The following is a 21,894-nucleotide window of genomic DNA, read 5'->3' on the forward strand; positions in this document are numbered from 1 at the left end:
GATCCGAGGGCGGGCGGGGGTGCCTCCAGGCGCTGATGCGTCTCAGGTTCTGGTTGCCTTCGGGATCGTGCTGACAGGCGCTGTCACGAGGCGAGGCTAGGGTTAATCCGTCCCGAGAGGAGAGACGCCATGCCCCTGATTGCCACCTGCCATTGCGGCGCGACGAAAATTGCGCTCCCGGCGCAGCCGAGCCAGGCAAAATCCTGCAATTGCAGCTTCTGCGCCCGCACCGGCGCGGTCTGGGCCTATTACAAGCCCGGCGAGCTGCGTTTCGTGTCGCTTGATGGCGACGCAACCTATTCGGCCAGCGGGCTCAACCACCATCACTTCTGCAGCAAATGCGGCATGCAGACCTGGGGCGACTCGCCGGACTGGGCGTCGATGTATAATGCCGATGGCACGCCCAAGGACGGCAATGCCGGCGGCATGCCGACCGAGCGCATCTATGCGGTCAATCTCAACACCGTTGACGATCTCGACTGGTCGGCCGTGGTGGTGGAAGCCGTGGACGGCCGCAGCAGCTGGTAGGCTGCGCTTTGCGCTTAGTGCGTTTCACGTTCTGGTTGATGAGGACCTATCGCCCCCTCCCCCTTGAGGGGAGGGCCGGGGTGGGGGTCATTTAGTGATCACTGATGGACCCCCTCCCTCAATCTCTCCCCTCAAGGGGGAGGGAGGCGAAAGTGCCCAGAAACCAATTCAGGTTGAAATGGTCTAGTGCCCTTCAAAGGCGATGAGGGACTGTACCCTGACGCCTTCGGCCGCCAGTTTCGCGGCACCGCCAATATCTGGCAGATCGATGACGAAGGCGGCGTCATCGCAGCTGGCGCCGGTGCGGCGCAGCAAGCCCACCGCGGCAATGGCGGTGCCGCCGGTGGCGATCAGGTCATCGACCAGCAGCACCTTGTGGCCGGCGCTCACCACATCGGCGTGGATCTCGATGGTATCGACACCATATTCGAGCGCGTAGTTCTGGCCGATGGTTTCGCCGGGCAGCTTGCCCTTCTTGCGGATCGGGATGAAACCGACGCCCAGCGCGATGGCCACCCCAGCCCCGAAGATGAAGCCGCGCGCCTCGATACCGGCGACATGGGTGATGCCCTGCCCGCGATAGGTGGCGGCCAGTCGCTCGACGCTTTCCTTGAACCCCTCTGGATGCTCGATCAGCGTGGTGATGTCGCGGAACAGAATGCCCTTCTTGGGATAATCCGGGATGGTGCGGACGAGCGACTTGAGATCGAGAGACATCGACGGCCTTGCGGTTGGGCAGCAGGGAACAAAGGGTCCGGCGGACAGCGTCAGGGCTTGTTGCGGCCCAGCACGTGTCGGGCAATCACGCCGGCATTATAGGCGACATTGCGCGTGGTGGTGATCGCGGTTTCGCGCGCCTTGGGATTATTGACCACAGCCTGCATGCCCGCCCGCACCACCGGATGGCGGCTGACGGTAATCGCAGCGCTGACAACGGTGACCGCAAGGCGAATGGCCGACATGGCATGATCCTTTGTGACTAACCCAAATATCACGGCAGGAGCCGGTGATGACAAGACCCTAAGGACAAATGGCGCGCCAAATTTGTCGGTCGGCGCAAATCGGGCGCCGCAAATGCATCAGGGGCCCGCAGGCCCCTGACAGAATTCGATTTGCACTGAACTTAGTGCTCGATGCCGGCCCAGATTTTGCGCTTGGTGGCGTACATGAGACCAGCGAACAGGACGAGGAACAGCAGCACGACAAAACCGGTCTGCTTGCGGCTCACCAGGTGCGGCTCGGCCATCCACATCATGAAGGCAGAGACGTCACGCGAATACTGGTCCAGCGTCTCGGGGACGGTCACGCCATCTTCGCCCGGTGTATAGGTGATCGCACCATCGGACAGCGGCGGTGCCATGCCGATGGCGTGGCCGGGGAAGTAGTCGTTGTAATACTTGCCGTCGGCCAGCTCGAAGCCTTCCGGAGCATTCTCGGGGACCTCCTCGTGGTAGCCGTTGAGCAGCGCGTGGATATAGTCCGGGCCGCCTTCCTGGTAACCGGTGAAGTAGTTGAAGATCCAGGTCGGGAACGGGTCGGAGACGCCGCGGGCCTTGGCCAGCACCGAGAAATCAGGCGGCAGCGCGCCACCCATGGCATCGCGGGCTTCCTGGTCGCTCGCAAAAGGCGAAGGCCAACGATCGGCCGGAACGGCAGTACGCTTGCCGCCTTCAGCGGTCGGATCGGTCACTTCATATTCGGCGGCCAGCGCCTTGACCTGGGCTTCCGAGAAGCTCGGGCCGCCCTCTTCACTCAGCGTGCGGAAGGCGATGAGGTGGGCACCATGGCAGCTGGAGCAGACTTCCCGGAACACCTGGAAGCCGCGCTGCAGCTGGTTCTGGTCATAGGTGCCGAAAATGCCTGCAAAGCTCCAGTTGACGCGCTCGGGGTGTGCACCACCCTCTGCGGCCTGGACCGAAGCCGCGGCGGACATGCCCATCACGGCGGCGAGAGCGGCGATGATGATCTTGTTCTTGAACATGACAGTCGCCCCAATCACGCTTTGGACTTGCCGAGAACGCTCTCGGAAATGCTGGTCGGCAGCGGCTTGGGCGTCTCGATCCGCGACAGCACCGGCAGGATGACCAGGAAGTAGATGAAGTAGTAAGCGGTGCAGACCTTGGCGAGCATGGTGTAGATGCCCTCGGCCGGCTGGGCGCCGAGATAGGCCAGGCCCAGGAAGTTCAGCACGAACAGGGCATAGAACCACTTGAACATCGGGCGGAACGAACCCGAGCGCACCTTGGACGTATCGAGCCACGGCAGGATCAGCAGCACGATCATCGAGCCGGCCATGGCGATCACGCCGCCTAGCTTGGAGTCGATGAACAGCACGTTGAAGTCGATGGCGCGCAGGATGGTGTAGAAGGGCAAGAGGTACCATTCGGGCACGATATGCGCCGGCGTCACCTGGCTGTTGGCCATGATGTAGTTGTCGGGGTGACCCAGAATGTCTGGTGCGAAGAACACGAACCAGGCAAACGGGATCATGAACAGCACCATCGCGAACAGGTCCTTCATCGTATAGTACGGATGGAAGGGAACGGTGTCGCGGCTGTCCTTGACTTCAACGCCGACCGGGTTGTTGTTGCCCGGAACGTGCAGCGCCCAGATGTGGAGCGCGACAACGGCAGCGATGATGAACGGCAAGAGGTAGTGCAACGAGAAGAAGCGGTTGAGCGTCGGGTTGCCGACCGCGAAGCCGCCCAGCACCAGCTGCTTGATGTTCTCGCCGACCAGCGGAATGGCCGAGAAGATGTTCGAGATAACCGTAGCACCCCAGAACGACATCTGGCCCCAGGGCAGGATGTAGCCCATGAAGGCGGTCGCCATGGTCAGGATGAAGATCAGCACGCCCAGGATCCACAGGATCTCGCGCGGCGCCTTGTAGGAACCGTAGAACAGGCCACGGAACATGTGGATGTAGAGGGCCACGAAGAACATAGAGGCGCCCACGGCGTGGGTGGCCTGGATGATGCGACCGCCATTGACGTCGCGGCGAATGTGCTCGACCGAGTCAAAGGCCAGGCCCACATTCGGGGCGTAGTGCATGGCCAGAATGATGCCGGTGACGATCTGAACGCCAAGGCACATGACCAGGATCGCGCCGAAGGTCCACCAGTAATTGAGGTTCTTCGGGGTGGGGAAGTCCATGAGATGTTCTTTGGCGAAGCGGACGACCGGCAGACGGTCATCCAGCCACTTCTCGACGGCATTTCCCGGGGTGTAGATAGAATGTTCGGACATCGGAAAAGCCCCCACTAACCGATCTGGACCAGCGTATCGCTGACGAATTCATAAGGCGGAACGACCAGGTTCTTCGGCGCGGGACCGCGGCGGATACGGCCGGCAGAGTCATAGTGCGAACCGTGGCACGGGCAGAACCAGCCATCGAAATCGCCGGACTCGCCAACCGGGATACACCCCAGATGCGTGCAGTTGGCGATCATGATCAGCCACTGTTCGTGACCCGGCTTGGTGCGCTGCTCGTCGGTCTCGGGATCCTTGAGATCGCTCATCGGCACGGCCAGCGCCTCGTCGATTTCCTTCTGCGTGCGGTGACGCACGAATACGGGCAGGCCGCGCCAGGTGATGGTCACCGACTGGCCTTCAGGGATAGCGCTGATATCATATTCGATACTGGCCAAAGCCAGGGTCGATGCGTCTGGATTGAGCTGGTTGATCAGCGGCCAGACCACGGCGGCGGCGCCGACGGCACCCACAGCGCCCGTGGCGACGTAAAGAAAGTCACGCCGGTTCGTGGTTGAATGTTCTGCTTGCGTGGCCAAGGTCCGTATCCCCGTACGATGCACAATTGACGGAACCGGCCGCGGCTTCATCGCCTGCATATGCAGAATCGACAGCCGTCCGCCCTCAAGCGGCCCGTCAGGTTCGGCTCTTTTTGCACTGTCACATGCACTTGTCCAGTGCGCGCCACATGACATAGATCAAGTGCGACACTATACCCACGACAATCTCGGCAGTTTCACCTTGTTTGCGCCAGAGCACGCCCCATGACGCTCGAGCTCGCCCTCTACCAGCCCGATATCGCCGCCAATACCGGCACCTTGCTGCGGCTGGGGGCCTGCATGGGCGTACCCGTTCATGTCATCCATCCGGCCGGCTTCGCCATCACCCAGCGCAACCTCGCCCGCTCGGGTATGGACTATCTGGACCGGGCGAACCTGGTCGAGCATGACAGTTTTGCGGCCTTTCAGGAGTGGCGGCGCAGCGCGGAGAAACGGCTGGTCCTGCTGACCACCAAATCCAGCCAGTCGGCCTTCGCGGTGCAGTATAATGAGAATGACATCCTGATGCTGGGGCGCGAAAGCGCCGGCGTGCCTGACGCGGTGGCCGAGGCATCGGACCTGCGCGTCCGCATTCCCATGCAGTCCGGCTTGCGCTCGCTCAACGTTGCCATTGCCGGAGCGATGGTATTGAGCGAAGCCATGCGGCAGACTGGCCGCTTTACATCGCTCGCCCAAGGGTCCAATCCCCAGCCATGACCTTACCTGCCGATATCGATACCAAGAAATCCACCGCCAGCGCCTGGTTCCGCAGCTTACGCGATCGCATCCATGCTGCATTCGAAGCCATCGAGCGCGAGGCCATTGCCATTCACGCCGATAGGGCGCCGGGCACGTTCGAGCGCTCCCCCTGGGATCGTGAAGCCGGTGGCGGAGGCGAAATGGGCATGCTGCATGGTCGCGTCTTCGAAAAGGCAGGCGTGCATATCTCGACCGTGCATGGGCATTTCAGCGAGGATTTTGCCCGCCAGATGCCGGGCACGGAAGCGGGCACCGAATTCTGGTCCTCGGGCATTTCGCTGATCGTGCATCCATGGAACCCGCATGTGCCGGCAGTGCATATGAACACGCGGATGATCGTCACCGGCAAACAATGGTGGGGCGGCGGCGCCGACCTCACCCCGGTGCTCGACAATCGCCGCACCCAGACAGATCCCGATAGCGTCGATTTCCACGCCGCCATGCAGGCGGCCTGCGCGAACCGACCCGGCGTCGATTACGAGCGCTTCAAGGCCTGGTGCGACGAGTATTTCTTCCTGCCGCACCGCAACGAACATCGCGGCATTGGCGGCATTTTCTACGACCATTTCAATTCGGGCGATTGGGACGCCGACTTCGCCTTCACCCAGGCGGTGGGCGAGGCCTTTGTCGACATCTATCCCAAACTGGTGCGCCGCAATTTCGAAAAGCCCTGGAGCGAGGCGGAGCGCGACGAACAATTGGTGCGGCGCGGACGCTATGTCGAATTCAACCTGCTCTATGACCGCGGCACGACCTTCGGGCTCAAGACCGGCGGCAATGTGAACTCGATTCTCTCGTCCATGCCTCCGGCGGTGAAGTGGCCGTGAGCGGCTATTTCCGAGCCAGGAGACGTTGCGCCCGCGCGGCACGGAAGCGCTGCACCAGCCACCGCACCTGGACATAGGCCAGCGCATAGACGGCGATGGCCAGCGGGATCGAGCCAATGAGGCTGGTGCTGAAGGTCGGCCAGATGGCCTCGAAATCGCTCGAGATCAGGCCGTGCGGCAGCTTCTGCGCCACCGCATGGACGATCTCAGCCTCTTCCGGGCTCATGCCGCCACCACCGCGCATCCAGTCGCCCAGTCCATAACCGGCGGCAACGAAAAGCGGGAATGTCAGCGGATTGCCCCAAAGCGCGCCGATGGCAGCGGCCAGCAGGCTGCCGCGGGTCAGGAAGGCCAGCGCCAGGCCCAGGAGAAAATGTAGCCCGAACAGCGGCAGCATGGCCACCGAGGCCCCTGCCGCCACCCCGGCGGCAATGGCATGCGGACTGCCCGAAAGGCGCACGAGGCGCTTTTGCAGATAGGTGAGATAGCGGCGCAATCCCATGCGCGGCCATAGCCGATCGCGCAGTGACATGGGCCTGGCTTTGGTCATAATCGCACCACCGCGCCTGATTGGCGCCTGAGAACTACCGAACGAACGCATGTCCCTCTCCGATCTCGAAATCAAGGGCTACCGCTCCATCCGCGCCATCCGCTTTCCGCTGCGGCGCCTGACGGTTTTGACCGGCGGCAATGGCGTGGGCAAGACCAATCTCTATCGTGCGCTCGAGATGCTGCACCTGGCGGCAACTGGCGATCTGGCCATGGCCATTGCGCGTGAGGGCGGACTGGGCGCGGTGCTGTGGGCCGGCGAGCGCGGCGTCACCGACAAGCCGCGGCTGGCGCTGGAGGTGGGCCTCGTGGCCGATGATGGCGAAGGCACCACCCTGCCCCGCTATGGCGTCGAGGTCGGCTTCGGCGATTCCCGCTATGAGGCCGTGTTCGCCGAAGAGCCGCAGATCAAGTCCGAAACGCTGATTCTGCCGGGCCGTCGTCCGGTGACGCTGTTGCAGCGCGATCGCTCGGCGCTGTGGTATCGCGACGACAGCGGCGCGCGCCGGCAGATGGACGACCCGCTCCTCGCCAGCGAAACCGCCTTGTCGGCGCTGCGCGGCACGCTGCCAGAGGTCGACATGGTGCGCCATTTGCTCGCCAGCTGGCGCTTTTACCATGGCTTTCGCACCGATCCACAATCGCCATTGCGGCGCCCGGCGCTGGCCATTACCGCGCCCATGCTGGATTCGGACGGCGGCAATCTCGGCGCGGTGCTGGCGACGCTCAAACATATTCGCGGCGACACCACAGACCTCGATGCTGCCATCGACCAGGCTTTTCCCGGGGCGCGACTGGACATTCCGGTGCCGGAGAAATTCGCCAACTTCGCCATGATATTTCCCGACATGCCCAAGCGGGCCTTTGGCGCGGCGGAGCTTTCCGACGGCACCTTGCAGTTCCTGGCGCTGCTCGGCGCACTGCTCGCCTATCGACTGCCGCCCTTCATCGCGCTCAACGAACCCGAGGCCTCGCTGCATCCGGACCTGCTGCCCGCCCTCGCCCGCGCCATTTCCCGCGCCGCCGCGCGCACGCAGGTCTGGGTGGTGACCCATTCGACGATGCTGGCTGACGCGATTGCTGAAGAAACAGGCACACAGCCCCGCAAGGTCCTCCGGCGCAATGGCAGCACCTGGCTCGAAGGATTGTCCGAGATCGGTATATTTCCCGACGACTGAGGCAACCTTTTCTGAGACCCTACGTTTGTCAAGACGCGTCCACGCATGTGAACGAAGGAGATTCAGCAATGAAACGCTTTGATTCTGGCACGCTCATCCCCGGTTCGACCTGGCATGCCCAGGCGGAAACGGAAGCCGAGGTGGTCCGCCGCGCCGTCGAGAACATGAAAAACCTCAACGGCGAAACCGAAGTGCGCCCCGACATGATCGAGCGCATTAAGGAACGCATTTTCGATGTCGATGACGGGGCCAAGACCCGACACTGACCGAACTGATGTAAGACGACAAAGGCGGCATCCCACGCGGTGCCGCTTTCTTTTTGTCCTAGCCGATCTGCCCCAATGCGCCTTCTATCAATCGCTCCCGCGACAGCGAAAATGCGCTGTCGATCCAAAGGGTTTCGGCACGGGCCAGGGCGGTGCCGATATCGGGGCCGGGCTGTAGTCCCTTGGCGATAAAGTCCTTGCCGCTGACTGGCAGTGGAGCCACCGGGAGGCGGGCGAGATCGCGTGCGGTTTCGGCGAGGCGCTCGCGCGGCCAGTTTTCCCGCGCTGCGGCGACGGCCAGTCCTTCGACGGCCCGTTCGGCATGGGTGTAGGCGGCGCGGGCGGTCTGATCGCTGGCGATCAACTGGGCGGCGTCAGCAATGGCGGACGCCTCTTCCATCACTGCATTGGACAACCGCCAGTCCGCGCGCAAGGCTTCGAGCCGGTCAATGCCAAGCAGCGCCAGCCGGGCACCGGCGCCCTGCCCGCCAAAGGATTCGTAGCGCAGCAGGGATTTGAGCGCAGGCTCGTCCGAGGAGAAAAGACCGATTTCGCTCATCACCGCCAGGGTACGGGCGATGCGCGGCAGGGCCAGCATGCGCAGCATTTCGCTGCCGACGCGCTCGCGGGAGAGATGGTCGAGATTACCGACGGCGGTCGCACAGGCGGCGAGGCCATCGGGATCGAAGTTTTCGCCGCCATGGCTGGCCGAAAAGCGGAAGAAGCGATAGACGCGCAGCCCGTCCTCGGCGATGCGGCGGCTGGCCTCGCCGATAAACCGCACCCGGCCATTGACCAGATCGGCAGCGCCGCCGAGCGGATCGAACAGCGTGCCATCGGCATGGCAATAGAGGGCATTGAGGGTGAAATCGCGCCGCTCGGCATCGGCCCGCCAATCCATGCCGAACCGCACCTCGGCGTGACGGCCATCGGTGGCGACGTCCTCGCGCAGGGTCGTCACCTCGACAACTGTATCGTCGAGCTTGAGGGTGACGGTGCCATGGTCGATGCCGGTGGGATAGGCGGATATCCCGGCAGCCTTGGCGCGCTGCATGACCGTCACCGGCAGCAATTGCGTAGCCATGTCGATATCGCTGACCTGGCCGATGCGACCGATGAGACTGTCGCGCACCACTCCGCCAACGGCACGGGTCTGCCCCTCGGCACCGCCCAGGGCGGCGAAAATCGACTGTACTGCTGGCCGCGCCAGCCACTCCACATCATCCAACCGGTCCGGAATCATGCTGCCACCTCGCCCAATGCCAAGTCGCGGAACCGGCGCGTCAGATTGGCGGTGATGCCCCAGATGGTGTGGCCGTCGTGATCGATCTGCCAGGTCGAATGCTGCTTGCCGCCGCGGCTGATGTGATAGCGGCCATAGGTGGCGTCATCAAGGATGCGGCTGAGCGGCACCTCAAATACCGAATGCACCTCGCCCGGATTGGGCACGAATGGACCGCTGGGGCAGACCTCGGCCACCACCGGCACGATGAGATAATTGGTGCCGGTGTAATAGGTGGGCATGTAGCCGAGGACTTCGGCGTCGCTGGCTTCCATGCCGACCTCTTCCCAGGCTTCGCGCAGGGCGGCGGCGCCGGCGCCGGCATCGGTCTTGTCGATCTTGCCGCCGGGAAAAGCGACCTGCCCGGAATGGGCGCGCAGGTCCGGGGAGCGTTCGGTATAAAGCACGGTGAACCCCTCGGGACGCCGCACCAGCGCGATCAACACTGCAGCAGGCACGGGCGGACGGCTGTATGGGGTCAGCGGCTGCCAGTCCGGCACCAGCTCTTCGGCTGGCGCCCAAGGCGGCGGCTCGGGCAGGAGACGCTGGCGCAAACCCTGGGTGAAGTGCGGATCGAGGGTCAAGAAGGCTTCCGGATCGGATCAAGGGGCAGCCTGACTTTAGTCAAGCTGCCACACTCTGGCATCCCTTTTCGACGGTTTCAGCGCGCGTCGAAGGCGGCGATGGCGCCGGACAGGGTCTTGGCAAGATCCTTGTCGTCGGACAGCAGCAGCACGCGATTGGGATCGACCGGGCCCGGGAACTGGATATTGCCGGGCGTGGTGGTTTCCCAGCCGAGCGGGCAATAATAGTCCTGGTCGCCGACGAGAAGCACGAAATCGCCCTCGCCCCGTGCCAGTGCCCGCGCGCTGACTTCCCGCGCCAAAAGCTTGCCGGCGCCGCGCTTGCGGAAATTGGGATGGGTGGCCAGCGGCCCAAGCAGATAGCCCTTGCGGCCACCGACGCTGATCGGGGTCATCCATACCGAGCCGCAGGGCGTGCCATCGACTTCGGCGATGAGGCTGAGGCTGGTGTCGATGGGGAACCGCTCCCGCACCCGGAAGGCGGTGCGCGCAAAGCGGCCGGGACCGAAAGCAATGGCCTGCAACTCTTCGACAAAGGCGTCGTCATGCGCGGTGGCGACACGGACGACAGGCTGGCCAGCAACAGGGTGAGCGACGGCATCGGCCGCAATTTGCGTGTTCATCGGGCAAATCCAGAAGTAAAGATGATGAGCAGATAGAGCTGCAGCGCCGCATGCGGGCACTGTCTTGAACGACCGCTTAGGGTCGTCGGTTCATCTGCGATACCTTTACCATCCTGGACGCCTCCACGTCTGAATCCGCATTAGCACCAGCGTGCCCGGGCGTAAATAGAAATGCATGGCCCATATCGTAAATTCCTCTTCGGAGCGGGCCGCTGTGTCCCATTTGCACAACGGATTGTTACGCAGAAGCCGTCTTTATGGACGGGCGCCGGATCGCTAGGTGACACTCAACACCGCAACTTTGCCGCGCCTTGGGCAGTTGAGCCGCAAAAGCCGACGGCAAGATGACAAAAAGGAACCCGAAATGGGACAATTGATCGACGGGAAATGGTCCACCCAGTGGTATGACACCTCAAAGTCGGGCGGCAAGTTCGTGCGCTCGCAGGCGGGCTTCCGCAACTGGCTGACCGCCGACGGCACCCCCGGCCCCACTGGCGAAGGCGGCTTTGCGGCCGAGGCCGACCGCTACCATCTCTATGTGTCGCTCGCCTGTCCCTGGGCTCACCGCACCCTGATCTTCCGCAAGCTCAAGGAGCTGGACAAGCTCATCTCGGTCTCGGTCGTTTCACCGAAGATGCCCGACGAAACCGGCTGGAGTTTCAGGACCGATGAAGGCTCGACCGGCGATGCCGTGCTCGGCAAGGACCTGCTCTGGCAGGTCTATACCGAGGTCGACCCCAATTATACCGGTCGCGTCACCGTGCCGATCCTGTGGGACAAGCAGCGCAACACCATCGTCTCGAACGAAAGTGCGGAGATCATCCGCATGCTCAACTCGGCCTTCAACGAGCTGACCGGCAATACCGACGATTACTATCCAGAGGCTTTGCGCCCGCAGATCGACGCGATCAATGCGCGGGTCTATGACGACATCAATAATGGGGTCTACAAGGCCGGCTTCGCCACAACCCAATCCGCCTATGACGAGGCCGTGGCAAAACTGTTCGAAGCGCTGGACTGGGTCGAGGGGATTTTGGGCGAGACCGCCTATCTCACTGGCGACACCATCACCGAGGCGGATTGGCGGCTGTTCACCACGCTGGTGCGGTTCGACGCGGTCTATGTCGGCCACTTCAAGACCAACCGCAAGCGCATCGCCGATTACCCCAACCTGAGCCATTATCTCAAGGCGCTGTACGAGGTGCCCGGCGTCAAGGAAACGGTCGATCTCGACCATATCCGCACGCACTATTACTGGAGCCACACCACGATCAATCCGCACCGGATCATTCCGGTCGGCCCGGAACTGCCGTTTTTGGATTGATTGCGAGCTGCGCTTCTTGGTCATCGTCGCCACCCGGCTCGACCGGGTGGCCCACGCCCAAGAAGTGGATTGCCCGGTCAAGCCGGGCAAAGACGGAAGTCGCGAGGCGATCAATAGCCCCAGACGGCGCGCTTTTCGACTCGATCGAAATATTCATCGATGCGCTGGCTGGTTGCCGGGGTGACCTTTTCGGGCAAGGCGTGGCGGTCGAACCAGCCCACTTCGGCGATCTCGTGGTCGGGCTTGCGGTCGAAGGCCTTTTCGAAGCTGGTGGCGACGTAAAAGGCGACATGGTCGCGGTTCGTGACCGGGCTGGTATTGTGATAGAGCCCGAAAAGCTGCATCGGGCCGAGCACGCGATAGCCGGTTTCTTCCAGCGTTTCGCGGGCGCCGGCCTCCTCGAAAGTCTCGCCGGGGCCGACGCCGCCCCCTGGAAACTGCCAGCCGGGCACATAGGTGTGGCGAATGAGCAGGACCTTGTCGCCATCCACCACCATGACGCGGGTGCCCATGGTCATGCGATGCCAGAGACCCTTGAGGGTCAAAAACACCTTGGCGCGCACGCGCTGAAAGCGATTCATCATCTGCCTGTCTCCGTGCTGGCCGAACCATTCGCCTCTGCTCTAGCAGAGAGGTCCGCGTGACAAAATCGTGCGATTGCACGATTGAGCGTTTTCTTAGCGCCCGGCTTCTGGCAAAACCGCCGCAATGATCACCCTCGCTCACATTTCCGACATTCACCTCTCGCCCATGCCTGCCATCAGGCCGCGTGACCTGGTCGGCAAACGCCTGACCGGCTTTCTCAACTGGAAGCTGAAGCGGCATGGGGAGCTGAACAGCGAAACCCTGGCCCAGCTGGTCGCCCATATGCAGGGCCAGAACGCCGATTTCACCGCCGTCACCGGCGACATGACCAATCTGGCGCTGCCTTTCGAGATCGAGCGGGCCGGCGACTGGCTGCGCGCGCTTGGCGCCAGCGACAAGGTCGCGGTCTGTCCCGGCAATCACGATGCCTATGTGCCCGGCGCCCTGGCGACGGCGCAGGAAGACTGGGGCGATTACCTCAAGGGCGAGACGCTGGAAGGGGAGGCATTTCCCTTCGTGCGCCGCGTCGGCGACCTGGCCATCATCTCCTGCTCGAGCGCCGTGCCTACCGCACCGTTCATGGCCATCGGCCGCTTCGAGGAAAAACAGGCTGCTCGCCTGGCGCGTATCCTCAAGCTCATGGGCGATGCCGGCTATTTCCGCACCGTGCTGATCCACCATCCGCCCAATGCGGAATTGCAGCACCCCTCCTTCGGCCTCAAGGGCCACCGCCTGTTCCGCCAGGTCATCGCCGAGCATGGCGCCGAACTGGTGCTGCATGGCCACACGCACCGCTCCTCCATCCACCATATTCCCGGCAAGGACCATGAAGTGCCGGTGATCGGGGTGGCCGCGGCCAGCGCCGCCAAGGGCGGCACCATCGACGATCCCGCCCGCTACAACCTCTTCCGCATCGAGCGCGCCGGCGAAGGCTGGCAATGCACCATGCGCGAATTCGGCTTCCAGCGCCTCGGCTCGGAAATCGTCATGCGCATGCAGATGCGGATCTATTGATCGATCTGTAAGTGAAGGCGCGGCGGTGGCGTGACTTTAGGTCAGCAGGCCATGTGACCTATGCGCCAATGGCCGTGATGCAGCCGACTGCCCATAACCGCGCTGCCGAAACCCCACTCCCGCCACACGCGCAAATCACCTATATGGAGAGAACATCCAGCGAGTTGCCCGTGACCGAATTCTTCCGCATCGAGCGTCCTTCCTTCGACCCGGCAACGGGCCAAGCCCGCTTTTTCTATCGCCTGAACGATCTCAGCTTTACCGAGACGCTGCAACTGCCCATGGGGGCGGATGCTGCAATGGCGGTATCGCCGGCCTTTGCCAAGCTGCTTGGATTGACCGGGCTGGTGCTGGGCGTCAGCTATTTCAAGCTGCGCGCGCCCTTTGCCATCGAGGCTCCCGAAATCGCGCTGACCGATGCCGAGCGCGCCTTTGTCATCGATGTCTATGAAAATGGGCTGGGCGAGTTCTATGCCCGCAACGACCTCGCGCGCTTCGGCAAGCTGAGCCTCGTCGCCCCTACCGACCCGGTGGCGCGCCAGCCGGCGCTGGACCTGCCCGACCGCACGCTGCTGCCCATTGGCGGTGGCAAGGATAGCCTCGTCAGCGTCGATCTGCTCACCCATACCGGCGTCGATTTTACCCCCTTTGCGGTCAATCCCAAGGGCCCGATCCTGACCTCGGTGGCTGCCATCGGCACAGCCCCGCTTTACGTCACCCGCACGCTCGATCCGGATATGATCCGGCTGGGCAAGGAGCCGGGCTATTACAACGGGCACGTGCCCTCCACCGCCATCAATTCGATGATCGCGGCGCTTTGTGCCCTGCTCTACGGCTATAGTCAGATCGTGCTCTCCAACGAGCGCTCGGCCAGCGAAGGCAATGTGGTTTTCGACGGGCGCGAGACCAATCACCAATATTCCAAGTCCCTCGGCTTCGAATTGCTGATCGCCGATACGCTGGCCAATGCCACCGGCGGCGCGCTCAAATATTTCTCGCTACTGCGCCCCTATTCGGAAGCGCGCATCGCCTCGCTCTTCACCCAAAGCACCAAGTTCGATGCGGTATTTTCGAGCTGCAACCGCAATTTCCGCCTGACCGGCAATGACGGGCCGCTCTGGTGCGGGGAATGCCCGAAATGCCATTTCGTGTTCCTGATCTTCGCGCCCTTCATGAAGAAGGAGCGGCTGCTCGCCATTTTTGGCAAGAACCTGCTCGATGAACCCAAGAACGAGCATTCCTTCCGCGAACTGGCAGGACTGACGGGGCAAAAGCCCTGGGAATGCGTGGGTGAAATTCTCGAGGCGGCGGCATGCTTCTATACGCTGACCCGCCATGCCGACTGGCATGAGGATGCGGTGGTGCGCGCGGTCAAGGCCGATCTCTTTGCCCAATATGGCGAGGAGAAGCTGCAATTGGCCATGGCCGAATGTCTGACCGACAGCCGCGACCATCATATCCCGCCGGCGCTGGCCGCCAAGGTGGCCGCCTATGCGGTTTGACGCGCCGGTCCTGCTCTATGGCGCGGGCAAGGAAGCCCTCTCCACGCGCGCTTTCCTCAAGGCAAGCCAACCTGACCTGAAGGTTTTCGTGGCCGTCGACAGCGGCACGGCCGACATTGCCGAGACCGAACAGATCGCCATCGCCGATCTGCCCGACGCCATGGCGACGGGCCGCTTCGGCCTTATCGTCAAGAGCCCGGGCGTGTCGCGCTACAAGCCGATCTTCGAGACGGCGCGGAGCCATGGGATCGCGGTTACCTCCAACCTCAATCTCTGGGGCAGCACGTTTCGACGCGGCCGCACCGTCATCGCCATTACCGGCACCAAGGGCAAATCGACCACTGCCACCCTGACGCATCTGATGCTGGTGCAGTCCCGCATCGATGCCGGGCTGGCCGGCAATGTCGGGCTTGCCCCGCTCGATATCGCCGACAAGCATCAGGTGGTGATTTTCGAGCTCTCGAGCTACCAGACCGCCGATATGGACTTTCTGCCCGATGTAGCGGCGATCACCAATCTCTACCCCGAGCATGTGGACTGGCACGGTTCCGTCGAGCGCTATTATGCCGACAAGCTCCATCTGGTGGATCGCGACGGACCACTTACCGTGGCTCTGGGCGCCGCGGCCAAGGGCAATGCCCTGGTCGCCCGCGCCGTGCGCGACCATCGCCGGCTGCTGCGCGATCTCACGCCGGAGGAGGCATTGGCCATCGAGAACGCCAGCGCCCATTCGCGCCTGCGCGGCGCCCATAATCTCGACAATGCCCTCCTGGCAGCGCAGATCGCTCTCGCCGTTGGCGGCACCATGGACGGCGTATTGCGAGGGATTGCCGCCTTCCGCCCCCTGCCCCATCGGCTCGAAGAGCACAGGCTGGCCGCGCTGACCATTGTCGACGACTCCATCTCGACGACGCCCGAAGCCACCAAGGCGGCGCTGGCGGCCTATCCCGGGCGCCGCATTGCCCTGATCGTCGGCGGCCACGAGCGCGAGCAGGACTATGCCGAGCTTGCCGGCCTGTTACACGGGCGCGGCGTCACGACATTGGCCACCCTGCCGGTGACGGGGCTGCGCCTGGCCCAGCAGGTACGGGCCGCCGCGCCACAGATCGAAGTGGTGGAGGCCCCCACACTCGAAGACGCGATCTCTGCGCTGGCCGGTCTGCGGACCCGGTTCGATACCCTCATCCTGTCGCCCGGCGCGCCGTCCTATAACCAGTTCAAGAATTTCGAGCAGCGCGGCGATCGCTTCGTGGCCTTGTGCCGGGAACATTTTGCGGAGAGCGCGGCATGAACGGGGCGGTATACCTGGCCATCGCCATTGTCGGCGAGGTCATCGCCACCTCCTTCCTTCGCGCCTCGGCGGGGTTCACCCAATTGGTGCCCAGCGTCGTGGTGGTGGTGGGCTATGTCATCACCTTCTATTTCTTCTCGCTGGCGCTGCAGACCATTCCGGTGGGCATCGGTTACGCCATCTGGTCGGGGGTCGGCATCATCCTCGTCTCCATCATCGCCTTTTTCGCCTATGGCCAGACGCTGGACCTGCCGGCCCTGATCGGCATCGGACTGATCCTGGCCGGGGTATTGGTGATCAACCTCTTCAGCCACTCCTCGACGCACTAAATCATTTCAAACCGAGGTGGACGCTGGGCGCTCTCGCCTCCCTCCCCCTTGAGGGGAGGGACTGAGGGTGGGGGTCCATCAGTGAATCACTGAACCACCCCCACCCCGGCCCTCCCCCTCAAGGGGGGAGGGGGCGATGGAGCCGCGTCAACCAGAACGTGAAACGCTCTAGCAGGGGTCAGAACGAGCCGACCAGGGCCGCGGGCGAGAGGCCGGCGGCGACCAGCGACTGCCGCACCCGCGCCAGCAAATCGTCATCGGTAATGCGGCGGCGCAATTGCGTCAGCACCCCGGCGCGGCGGAAGGCCTGCACATCGAGCACCCGCGGCAGGTAGCGATTGACCATTTCCCCGTCGCCCAGCCCCTGCGCCGCCATGATGGTGAGGATAGGCCCCAGTTCCCGGTCAGTTTCGGCATAGCGCTCCGCCAGCTCCGTGGCGGCGGCAAACGCTCCATCCTTGAGCGCCACCAGCAGCGGCACGCAGAGATACCAGGCCGGTGCATCGGGCGCGGTGTTGATGGCGCCCCAGGCCAGCGCCTCGGCGGCCTCGAGCCGGCCGGTAAAGGCCAGGTGTCGGGCCCGGGCCGCAATGGTGTCGGTATTGGCGGAATTGAGTTGCAGCGCCGAACCATAGGCCGCCTCCGCCTCGCCATGGCGCCCCATGGCTTCGAACAGGCGCGCGCGCTGCTCCCAGACAAAGCCGCTGGTGGGCGATGCATCGATCGCTTCGTTCAGCATGACCTGGGCAAGGTCCACCACCTCCATGCGCGAACGCCCGCCGGAATCGGCGCCGGTGGTCTCGACCAGGAGACTGGCCAGGCCAGCCAGCGCCTGGCCGGAGCGCCGGTCGCGCTCAGGCAGGGTCTGGAAGCAGTTCGAGGCCCGTTCCGCCATGGCTGCATTTTCACGCTCGCGATAGAGGTCGAAGAGCATGCGGCAGAGATAGAGATTTTCGTCGGCGGCGCTGAGCGGGCCATTGAGCAGCAGCGCCCGCGCCTTGGCATGCACCGGTCCGCGCGGACTGCCCAGCACCCGGCCCAGCAGTCCCGACACGTAATCCAGCACGTCCGGGCGCGCCGCCTCCTCCGGGGTCAGTGACACCACCTTGCTCCACACCACCGAGCTGGTGACAACTTCGGTGAGGATGGCGCTATATTGCAGCATCTGCCCCTCGCGCCGCACGATGCCGCTGAGGATATAGTCGACGCCATTGCCGGCGGCGCTGCCGCCCATGCTACCGCCGTAAAGCGTGGTGATGGTCTCAAACTGATCGAGATCGGTGACCAGCTCTACCGCCAGCCCGGCGGCGAGACGTGTGTCGGCGGGATCGCCGGTGAGGCTTTGAAATTCCACCACCGAGACGATGGGGCGACTGAGCAGGCCTGCGGGAATGGCCTGCACCGGCTGGCGGGGGCCGAGGGTCAGTAGCGAATAGGCCAGGGCCAGGATGGCGAATATCCCAACCACGAGCACGAACCACGGCACGGTGATTTCGCCACGTTTTCGGCGCGGCGGAGCGACGGAGACAGCTGGCGGCGGCGGTTGTGGCGGCGCCATGTCCGGCTCTATTTCGGCTTTGGACGCGGCACCGGCGGCGAGGAATTCAGGGATGTAACGGCCTACCGGCAAATGGATATGCACCACGTCCCCGGCGCCATCGGTGCGATAATATTGCTCGAGCAGCGCACGTAACCGACGCGCCTGCACGCGCACGATGGGATCGGATTGCGGATCGAAATCAGGCGGCCGGCCGAGCACATCGACGGCAATGGAATAAGCCTTGATCGACTGCTCGTCGCCGTCGAGCTTGCGCCGCACGATATAGTCGATGAAGCGGGCCAATTGCGGGGAGCGGGCGATCTCGGGCCAATCGAGCACTTTGGCGAGCGCCCGTTCAATATCATCCCGATTTGGGTCCCCCGCCACCAAATCTCCCCCTCTCATCGGCAGAGACTTTCGGCGCGTTACATGTAAAACGCAAGCCGGGTTACATCAGTTTTACCTGAGTTTGCCTGTTCAGCTTCCCGGACATCCACCATATGCCGGCCAGTCGATGTGTTGCACTCGGCGCTTTTTCCGACGGCTAGGCCCCGCCGGATGATTTGACCACCCGTTATAAATCCATCTGCCCGCGCCGGTCTTGTCGACCCGCGGGGCGAAGTTTTTGCTTTCGAATTGTCCCGCGCGGCGCGGGGCAAGAGGTGTCCCATGAGTGCTGCGTCCCACGATAATTCCTTTATCGCCCTGATCGATGATGATGGGCATTCGGCATATCTGCTGACCCGCATGCTGCTCGGCCAGGGCTCGCCCGATGTCCGTCATCTCGGCGACGCCGCTTCAGGCGAAGCGGCCCTTCTGGCGCTGCTTGCCGACGCCGGCGGCGACTGGCCGGACCTGGTGATCGTGGACCTCAAGTCTCATAGCGGCGCCAATCTCGAATTCCTGGCGCGCAATCAGGCGCTGCTGCGCCAGAAGGGCGTGCGCATCGCGGTGATGGCGCAGATATCCGGGCTGCAAGCCCGCGAAGCGCTGCTCGCCGCTGGCGCCACGGCAGTATTCTGCCGCCATGCCGAGCTCGATGCCTATCGGCACGAGGCGGCTGATATCGTGAGTTTCTGGGCGCAACCGCAGCGCCCCGATGCGGTTGGCATGTGACACCTGCGTCCACAGGTTGCATGCCTTAGACGGAGAACAGCGCTGCAGTTATGGTCCCCCGACCAAGCCTGCATTCCCAAGTGCGTTCTCCGTCGCTGAATACGGTCACCGGTTTGCACCGCCAGTGATCGGACGTGCCCTTCCCCATCGGGGATGCCGGCACGAAGGGCACGGGCGCGACACCTCCCGGTCGCGAACCGTACGGGGGGAGAAGCATTGTGCTGGATCGCGCCTGTCCCTCAGCGCGCCGGCAAGCGTTCCGCTTCTCCCCGCGGCCCCCTCTGCTAAATTTCCTTGTTTTTGCTCTCCGCCAGCGCGGCCTCCCTTTGTCCCACCACCCGGTGGGCAAAGACGCGCAGCGACGCCATGACCAGCACGGCCAGAAGCGCCACGCCGCCCGCAACCACATAATGGCCGAGCGCCGTGGCCACGCCGACCGCGCCCGCCAGCCACATGCCGGCGCCGGTAGTGAGCCCGCTCACGCCCGCCCCGCTGCGAAAGATCGCGCCGGCCCCGAGAAAGGCGATACCGGCGGTAACCGCCTCGACGGCACGGATCGGATCGGCCTGCACCGTCTCGGTCGTGCCCAGCGTGTGGTAGATTTCAAAGGCCAGAATGGTGAAGAGCGCCGCCGCCACAGACACTAGAATATGGGTACGCAACCCCGCCTGAGCAGTGTGGATTTCGCGCTCGACACCGATCATGGCTCCAAACACCGCGGCCAGCAGCAGTCTTATGGCGATGATCGGCGTGGGGAGGTAGGTATCGACCAGACCAAAACTATTGCCGACTTCCATGCTCGGGGCCTCCCATTGTGACGCTGCCCCCACAACACCCCATTCGGCTCACCGGTTCCCCGCAGGGCCGGCAGGAGGCTCGTTGCACCTGCCGCGCCAGACGTTCTCGGGGCGAAACGCCCTAGACGGTCTTGAGCCAGCCGCCATCGACGAAATAGGTGCTGCCGGTCGAGTAGCTGGCCTTGTCCGAGCAGAGGAAGACGATGAAATTGGCCACCTCTTCGGGCGCGGCGAAGCGTTTCATCCCGCCGGCCTCGTCGGCAACTGCCTGCAGATGGGCCTGGTAGCCGTCCTCGCCGGCGATCTGCCTGGCGGTCTTGATCCAGTCCGGCGTCAGCACCAGCCCGGGATTGACGGTGTTGACGCGAATATTGTCGCCCACCACCTCATTAGCCAGAGTCTTGGAGAACATCATCAAGGCGGCCTTGGTGGTGTTGTAAATGGGCTCGTACCACAGCGGCTGCACCGCGCAGATCGAGGCATTGTGGATGATCGCACCACCGCCGCGTTGCTTCATGCCCGGGACCAGTCCGCGCGCCAGCCGCACCGCGGCCATGACATGCAGATCCCAATAGTATTGCCACTTGGCGTCGTCGGCTTCCTGGATGGTTTCGTTGGAGCCAGTGCCGGCATTGTTGACGAGGATATCGACAGCGCCGGCGGCCGCGATCACCGCGTCACAGCCGGCGGCCGTCGCCACATCGGCCGAGACCGCTATTGCCCGCACCCCGAACTCGGTGGCAAGGCGATCTGCTTCGGCTTGCGCCCGCGCGCCATCCCGCCCCACCAGCACCAGATTGCAGCCCTCGGCCGCCAGCCCTTCGGCAATGGCCAGACCGATGCCCACCGTACCGCCGGTAATGACGGCAATCTTGCCTTTCAGCCCCAGGTCCATATTCGCCTCCCCTATTCGGCAGCCACCTTGATCTGCAATTTGACATCGGTGGGCCGCGCCTCGACCGCGCGATCGAACGCCTTGATCGCGTCCTTGAAGGCGAAGGTTTCCGAGATCAGCGGCTTGAGATCGACCTTGCCCGAGGCGATCAGCGCAATGGCGCGATCATATTGATGGGCATAGCGGAACACGTTTTCGATGCGCAGTTCCTTGACCGAGGCCCCAGCCACGTCGACGGCCACCGGTTCGACCGGCAGGCCGACCACCACGATGCAGCCACCCGGACGCGGCAGATCCATGATGGTCTTCCAGGCATGGGGCGAACCCGAGCACTCGAAAATGACATCGGCGCCCCAGCCCTCGGTGAGCCGTGCCACTTCGGCGACAATGTCCTTGTCGCGGATATTGATCGGAATGAGCCCCTGATATTGTGCGGCAATGTCGAGCTTGGGCTGGGCGAGATCGGCGACGATGACGCGTGCGCAGCCACCGGCCAGCGCCGCCAGCGCCACCATGACCCCGATGGGGCCGGCACCAAGCACCACTGCCGTGTCGCCGGGCGTGATCCGCGCCTTGGTGGCCGCCTGCATGCCCACGGCAAAAGGCTCGACCATGGCGCCTTCGGCGAAGCTGACATTGTCGGGCAGTTTGAAGGTGTAATTGGCGGGATGCACGACAAAGGGCGTCAGCACCCCATGCACCGGCGGCGTTGCCCAGAACTGCACCGCCGGGTCGACATTATACATGCCCAGCCGGCTGGCGCGGGAATTGGCATCGGGAATGCCTGGTTCCATGCAGACGCGGTCACCCACCTTGAGGTGGCTCACCCCCTCGCCCAATTCCACCACCGTGCCGGCAGCCTCGTGCCCCAGCACCATCGGCGCGTTGACCACGAAGGGACCGATGCGCCCATGCGTATAGTAATGAACGTCCGAACCGCAGACCCCGACCGTATGGATGGCGATCTTGACCATGCCCGGACCGACCTCAAGCGGCAGCTCGATGCTGCGCAAGGCCAATTCGTGCTGCCGCTCCAGCACCAATGCATCCACCAACGCCATGAAGACCATCCTTCTCAACCGACAAGCAGAGCAATAGCCCAGCTCCGGGGCAAAAG

General features: G+C 63.5%; 25 protein-coding genes. 11 read left to right on the plus strand and 14 right to left on the minus strand.

The window, feature by feature from the left end; translation table 11 throughout:
• Positions 1-129 precede the first annotated feature (129 nt).
• Positions 130-528 carry a GFA family protein gene (locus DEVEQU_RS13610; RefSeq protein ID WP_126151139.1) on the plus strand — a complete coding sequence of 133 codons (399 nt, stop codon included), beginning with the start codon at positions 130-132 and terminating at the stop codon, positions 526-528.
• 183 nt (positions 529-711) lie between these two features.
• On the opposite strand, the gene DEVEQU_RS13615 is transcribed toward DEVEQU_RS13610, so the two are convergent.
• From DEVEQU_RS13615 to petA, 5 genes are all read right to left on the minus strand, one after another.
• The gene (locus DEVEQU_RS13615) at positions 712-1,245 is read right to left on the minus strand and encodes an adenine phosphoribosyltransferase (protein ID WP_126151140.1); all 534 of its coding nucleotides are present in this window, start codon (positions 1,243-1,245) and stop codon (positions 712-714) included.
• A 50-nt stretch (positions 1,246-1,295) separates the two neighbouring features.
• Positions 1,296-1,490: a hypothetical protein gene (locus tag DEVEQU_RS13620; protein ID WP_126151141.1), complete on the minus strand. Its 195-nt coding sequence runs from the start codon at positions 1,488-1,490 to the stop codon at positions 1,296-1,298.
• A gap of 161 nt (positions 1,491-1,651) precedes the next feature.
• Complete coding sequence (locus DEVEQU_RS13625; protein WP_126151142.1) at positions 1,652-2,509, minus strand: cytochrome c1; 858 nt, start codon at positions 2,507-2,509, stop codon at positions 1,652-1,654.
• Positions 2,510-2,523: 14 nt separating this feature from the next.
• On the minus strand, positions 2,524-3,774 hold the full coding sequence (locus tag DEVEQU_RS13630; RefSeq protein WP_126151143.1) for a cytochrome b: 1,251 nt from the start codon (positions 3,772-3,774) through the stop codon (positions 2,524-2,526).
• A gap of 14 nt (positions 3,775-3,788) precedes the next feature.
• Positions 3,789-4,367, minus strand: coding sequence for a ubiquinol-cytochrome c reductase iron-sulfur subunit (petA, locus tag DEVEQU_RS13635; RefSeq protein ID WP_126151213.1), 579 nt, complete (start codon positions 4,365-4,367; stop codon positions 3,789-3,791).
• Between the two features lie 174 nt (positions 4,368-4,541).
• Here petA and DEVEQU_RS13640 point away from each other — a divergent pair, with 174 nt between their 5' ends.
• Both DEVEQU_RS13640 and hemF read left to right on the plus strand, forming a co-directional pair.
• Positions 4,542-5,033, plus strand: a complete 492-nt coding sequence (locus DEVEQU_RS13640; RefSeq protein ID WP_126151144.1) for a tRNA (cytidine(34)-2'-O)-methyltransferase — start codon at positions 4,542-4,544, stop codon at positions 5,031-5,033.
• Positions 5,030-5,902 carry an oxygen-dependent coproporphyrinogen oxidase gene (gene hemF, locus DEVEQU_RS13645; RefSeq protein ID WP_126151145.1) on the plus strand — a complete coding sequence of 291 codons (873 nt, stop codon included), beginning with the start codon at positions 5,030-5,032 and terminating at the stop codon, positions 5,900-5,902. Before DEVEQU_RS13640 ends, hemF begins: the two co-directional genes overlap by 4 nt.
• A 4-nt stretch (positions 5,903-5,906) precedes the next feature.
• Here hemF and DEVEQU_RS13650 read toward each other — a convergent pair whose 3' ends face one another.
• The gene (locus DEVEQU_RS13650) at positions 5,907-6,452 is read right to left on the minus strand and encodes a DUF2062 domain-containing protein (protein WP_164550400.1); all 546 of its coding nucleotides are present in this window, start codon (positions 6,450-6,452) and stop codon (positions 5,907-5,909) included.
• A 49-nt stretch (positions 6,453-6,501) separates the two neighbouring features.
• Between DEVEQU_RS13650 and DEVEQU_RS13655 the strand changes: the two genes are divergently transcribed.
• Together DEVEQU_RS13655 and DEVEQU_RS13660 are read left to right on the plus strand one after the other, a co-directional pair.
• Entirely contained in the window at positions 6,502-7,629 is a 1,128-nt protein-coding gene (locus tag DEVEQU_RS13655) for an AAA family ATPase (protein WP_126151147.1), read from the plus strand.
• Between the two features lie 68 nt (positions 7,630-7,697).
• The gene (locus DEVEQU_RS13660) at positions 7,698-7,895 is read left to right on the plus strand and encodes a DUF1059 domain-containing protein (protein ID WP_126151148.1); all 198 of its coding nucleotides are present in this window, start codon (positions 7,698-7,700) and stop codon (positions 7,893-7,895) included.
• 58 nt (positions 7,896-7,953) lie between these two features.
• Here the strand turns inward: DEVEQU_RS13660 and DEVEQU_RS13665 are convergent, their stop codons facing one another.
• The 3 genes from DEVEQU_RS13665 to DEVEQU_RS13675 form a co-directional block, all read right to left on the minus strand.
• Positions 7,954-9,138: a CCA tRNA nucleotidyltransferase gene (locus tag DEVEQU_RS13665; RefSeq protein WP_126151149.1), complete on the minus strand. Its 1,185-nt coding sequence runs from the start codon at positions 9,136-9,138 to the stop codon at positions 7,954-7,956.
• Positions 9,135-9,761 (minus strand): CoA pyrophosphatase, encoded by a 627-nt coding sequence (locus tag DEVEQU_RS13670; protein WP_126151150.1) that lies wholly within the window; start codon positions 9,759-9,761, stop codon positions 9,135-9,137. The genes DEVEQU_RS13665 and DEVEQU_RS13670 overlap by 4 nt, the downstream gene beginning before the upstream one ends.
• A gap of 77 nt (positions 9,762-9,838) precedes the next feature.
• Positions 9,839-10,384, minus strand: a complete 546-nt coding sequence (locus DEVEQU_RS13675; protein WP_126151151.1) for a GNAT family N-acetyltransferase — start codon at positions 10,382-10,384, stop codon at positions 9,839-9,841.
• Positions 10,385-10,748: 364 nt separating this feature from the next.
• Here DEVEQU_RS13675 and DEVEQU_RS13680 point away from each other — a divergent pair, with 364 nt between their 5' ends.
• A complete protein-coding gene (locus DEVEQU_RS13680; RefSeq protein ID WP_126151152.1) occupies positions 10,749-11,708 on the plus strand; it encodes a glutathione S-transferase family protein in 960 nt (319 codons plus the stop codon).
• A 110-nt stretch (positions 11,709-11,818) separates the two neighbouring features.
• Here the strand turns inward: DEVEQU_RS13680 and DEVEQU_RS13685 are convergent, their stop codons facing one another.
• Positions 11,819-12,292 (minus strand): NUDIX domain-containing protein, encoded by a 474-nt coding sequence (locus DEVEQU_RS13685; protein ID WP_223214228.1) that lies wholly within the window; start codon positions 12,290-12,292, stop codon positions 11,819-11,821.
• Between the two features lie 124 nt (positions 12,293-12,416).
• Here DEVEQU_RS13685 and DEVEQU_RS13690 point away from each other — a divergent pair, with 124 nt between their 5' ends.
• The 4 genes from DEVEQU_RS13690 to DEVEQU_RS13705 all read left to right on the plus strand — a co-directional run bounded on the left by DEVEQU_RS13690 (position 12,417) and on the right by DEVEQU_RS13705 (position 16,429).
• Complete coding sequence (locus DEVEQU_RS13690; RefSeq protein WP_126151153.1) at positions 12,417-13,307, plus strand: metallophosphoesterase family protein; 891 nt, start codon at positions 12,417-12,419, stop codon at positions 13,305-13,307.
• A 170-nt stretch (positions 13,308-13,477) separates the two neighbouring features.
• Entirely contained in the window at positions 13,478-14,809 is a 1,332-nt protein-coding gene (locus DEVEQU_RS13695) for an endonuclease domain-containing protein (protein WP_126151154.1), read from the plus strand.
• Positions 14,799-16,100 carry a UDP-N-acetylmuramoyl-L-alanine--D-glutamate ligase gene (murD, locus tag DEVEQU_RS13700; RefSeq protein ID WP_126151155.1) on the plus strand — a complete coding sequence of 434 codons (1,302 nt, stop codon included), beginning with the start codon at positions 14,799-14,801 and terminating at the stop codon, positions 16,098-16,100. The genes DEVEQU_RS13695 and murD overlap by 11 nt, the downstream gene beginning before the upstream one ends.
• On the plus strand, positions 16,097-16,429 hold the full coding sequence (locus tag DEVEQU_RS13705) for an SMR family transporter (RefSeq protein WP_223214229.1): 333 nt from the start codon (positions 16,097-16,099) through the stop codon (positions 16,427-16,429). Before murD ends, DEVEQU_RS13705 begins: the two co-directional genes overlap by 4 nt.
• A gap of 178 nt (positions 16,430-16,607) precedes the next feature.
• On the opposite strand, the gene DEVEQU_RS13710 is transcribed toward DEVEQU_RS13705, so the two are convergent.
• Positions 16,608-18,308, minus strand: coding sequence for a tetratricopeptide repeat protein (locus DEVEQU_RS13710; RefSeq protein WP_164550401.1), 1,701 nt, complete (start codon positions 18,306-18,308; stop codon positions 16,608-16,610).
• Positions 18,309-18,638: 330 nt separating this feature from the next.
• Between DEVEQU_RS13710 and DEVEQU_RS13715 the strand changes: the two genes are divergently transcribed.
• Positions 18,639-19,085 carry a hypothetical protein gene (locus DEVEQU_RS13715; protein WP_126151158.1) on the plus strand — a complete coding sequence of 149 codons (447 nt, stop codon included), beginning with the start codon at positions 18,639-18,641 and terminating at the stop codon, positions 19,083-19,085.
• A 284-nt stretch (positions 19,086-19,369) separates the two neighbouring features.
• On the opposite strand, the gene DEVEQU_RS13720 is transcribed toward DEVEQU_RS13715, so the two are convergent.
• From DEVEQU_RS13720 to DEVEQU_RS13730, 3 genes are all read right to left on the minus strand, one after another.
• Positions 19,370-19,882 (minus strand): MgtC/SapB family protein, encoded by a 513-nt coding sequence (locus tag DEVEQU_RS13720; RefSeq protein WP_126151159.1) that lies wholly within the window; start codon positions 19,880-19,882, stop codon positions 19,370-19,372.
• 121 nt (positions 19,883-20,003) lie between these two features.
• Positions 20,004-20,777, minus strand: a complete 774-nt coding sequence (locus DEVEQU_RS13725) for an SDR family NAD(P)-dependent oxidoreductase (protein ID WP_126151160.1) — start codon at positions 20,775-20,777, stop codon at positions 20,004-20,006.
• 11 nt (positions 20,778-20,788) lie between these two features.
• A complete protein-coding gene (locus tag DEVEQU_RS13730) occupies positions 20,789-21,838 on the minus strand; it encodes an NAD(P)-dependent alcohol dehydrogenase (RefSeq protein ID WP_126151161.1) in 1,050 nt (349 codons plus the stop codon).
• Positions 21,839-21,894 lie beyond the last annotated feature (56 nt).

The organism is Devosia equisanguinis (assembly GCF_900631955.1).
In the GTDB taxonomy this organism is placed as follows: domain Bacteria; phylum Pseudomonadota; class Alphaproteobacteria; order Rhizobiales; family Devosiaceae; genus Devosia; species Devosia equisanguinis.

Excerpts from the sequence above, each read along its gene's own strand:
- DEVEQU_RS13725 (WP_126151160.1), bottom strand. The coding sequence starts at position 20,777 with ATGGACCTGGGGCTGAAAGGCAAGATTGCCGTCATTACCGGCGGTACG.
- DEVEQU_RS13675 (WP_126151151.1), bottom strand. The coding sequence starts at position 10,384 with ATGAACACGCAAATTGCGGCCGATGCCGTCGCTCACCCTGTTGCTGGC.
- DEVEQU_RS13655 (WP_126151147.1), top strand. The coding sequence starts at position 6,502 with ATGTCCCTCTCCGATCTCGAAATCAAGGGCTACCGCTCCATCCGCGCC.
- DEVEQU_RS13610 (WP_126151139.1), top strand. The coding sequence starts at position 130 with ATGCCCCTGATTGCCACCTGCCATTGCGGCGCGACGAAAATTGCGCTC.
- DEVEQU_RS13690 (WP_126151153.1), top strand. The coding sequence starts at position 12,417 with ATGATCACCCTCGCTCACATTTCCGACATTCACCTCTCGCCCATGCCT.
- hemF (WP_126151145.1), top strand. The coding sequence starts at position 5,030 with ATGACCTTACCTGCCGATATCGATACCAAGAAATCCACCGCCAGCGCC.
- DEVEQU_RS13680 (WP_126151152.1), top strand. The coding sequence starts at position 10,749 with ATGGGACAATTGATCGACGGGAAATGGTCCACCCAGTGGTATGACACC.
- DEVEQU_RS13615 (WP_126151140.1), bottom strand. The coding sequence starts at position 1,245 with ATGTCTCTCGATCTCAAGTCGCTCGTCCGCACCATCCCGGATTATCCC.
- DEVEQU_RS13720 (WP_126151159.1), bottom strand. The coding sequence starts at position 19,882 with ATGGAAGTCGGCAATAGTTTTGGTCTGGTCGATACCTACCTCCCCACG.
- DEVEQU_RS13625 (WP_126151142.1), bottom strand. The coding sequence starts at position 2,509 with ATGTTCAAGAACAAGATCATCATCGCCGCTCTCGCCGCCGTGATGGGC.
- DEVEQU_RS13650 (WP_164550400.1), bottom strand. The coding sequence starts at position 6,452 with ATGACCAAAGCCAGGCCCATGTCACTGCGCGATCGGCTATGGCCGCGC.
- DEVEQU_RS13705 (WP_223214229.1), top strand. The coding sequence starts at position 16,097 with ATGAACGGGGCGGTATACCTGGCCATCGCCATTGTCGGCGAGGTCATC.
- DEVEQU_RS13630 (WP_126151143.1), bottom strand. The coding sequence starts at position 3,774 with ATGTCCGAACATTCTATCTACACCCCGGGAAATGCCGTCGAGAAGTGG.
- DEVEQU_RS13660 (WP_126151148.1), top strand. The coding sequence starts at position 7,698 with ATGAAACGCTTTGATTCTGGCACGCTCATCCCCGGTTCGACCTGGCAT.
- DEVEQU_RS13685 (WP_223214228.1), bottom strand. The coding sequence starts at position 12,292 with ATGATGAATCGCTTTCAGCGCGTGCGCGCCAAGGTGTTTTTGACCCTC.
- DEVEQU_RS13640 (WP_126151144.1), top strand. The coding sequence starts at position 4,542 with ATGACGCTCGAGCTCGCCCTCTACCAGCCCGATATCGCCGCCAATACC.
- DEVEQU_RS13620 (WP_126151141.1), bottom strand. The coding sequence starts at position 1,490 with ATGTCGGCCATTCGCCTTGCGGTCACCGTTGTCAGCGCTGCGATTACC.
- DEVEQU_RS13715 (WP_126151158.1), top strand. The coding sequence starts at position 18,639 with ATGAGTGCTGCGTCCCACGATAATTCCTTTATCGCCCTGATCGATGAT.
- DEVEQU_RS13730 (WP_126151161.1), bottom strand. The coding sequence starts at position 21,838 with ATGGCGTTGGTGGATGCATTGGTGCTGGAGCGGCAGCACGAATTGGCC.
- petA (WP_126151213.1), bottom strand. The coding sequence starts at position 4,367 with ATGAAGCCGCGGCCGGTTCCGTCAATTGTGCATCGTACGGGGATACGG.
- murD (WP_126151155.1), top strand. The coding sequence starts at position 14,799 with ATGCGGTTTGACGCGCCGGTCCTGCTCTATGGCGCGGGCAAGGAAGCC.
- DEVEQU_RS13665 (WP_126151149.1), bottom strand. The coding sequence starts at position 9,138 with ATGATTCCGGACCGGTTGGATGATGTGGAGTGGCTGGCGCGGCCAGCA.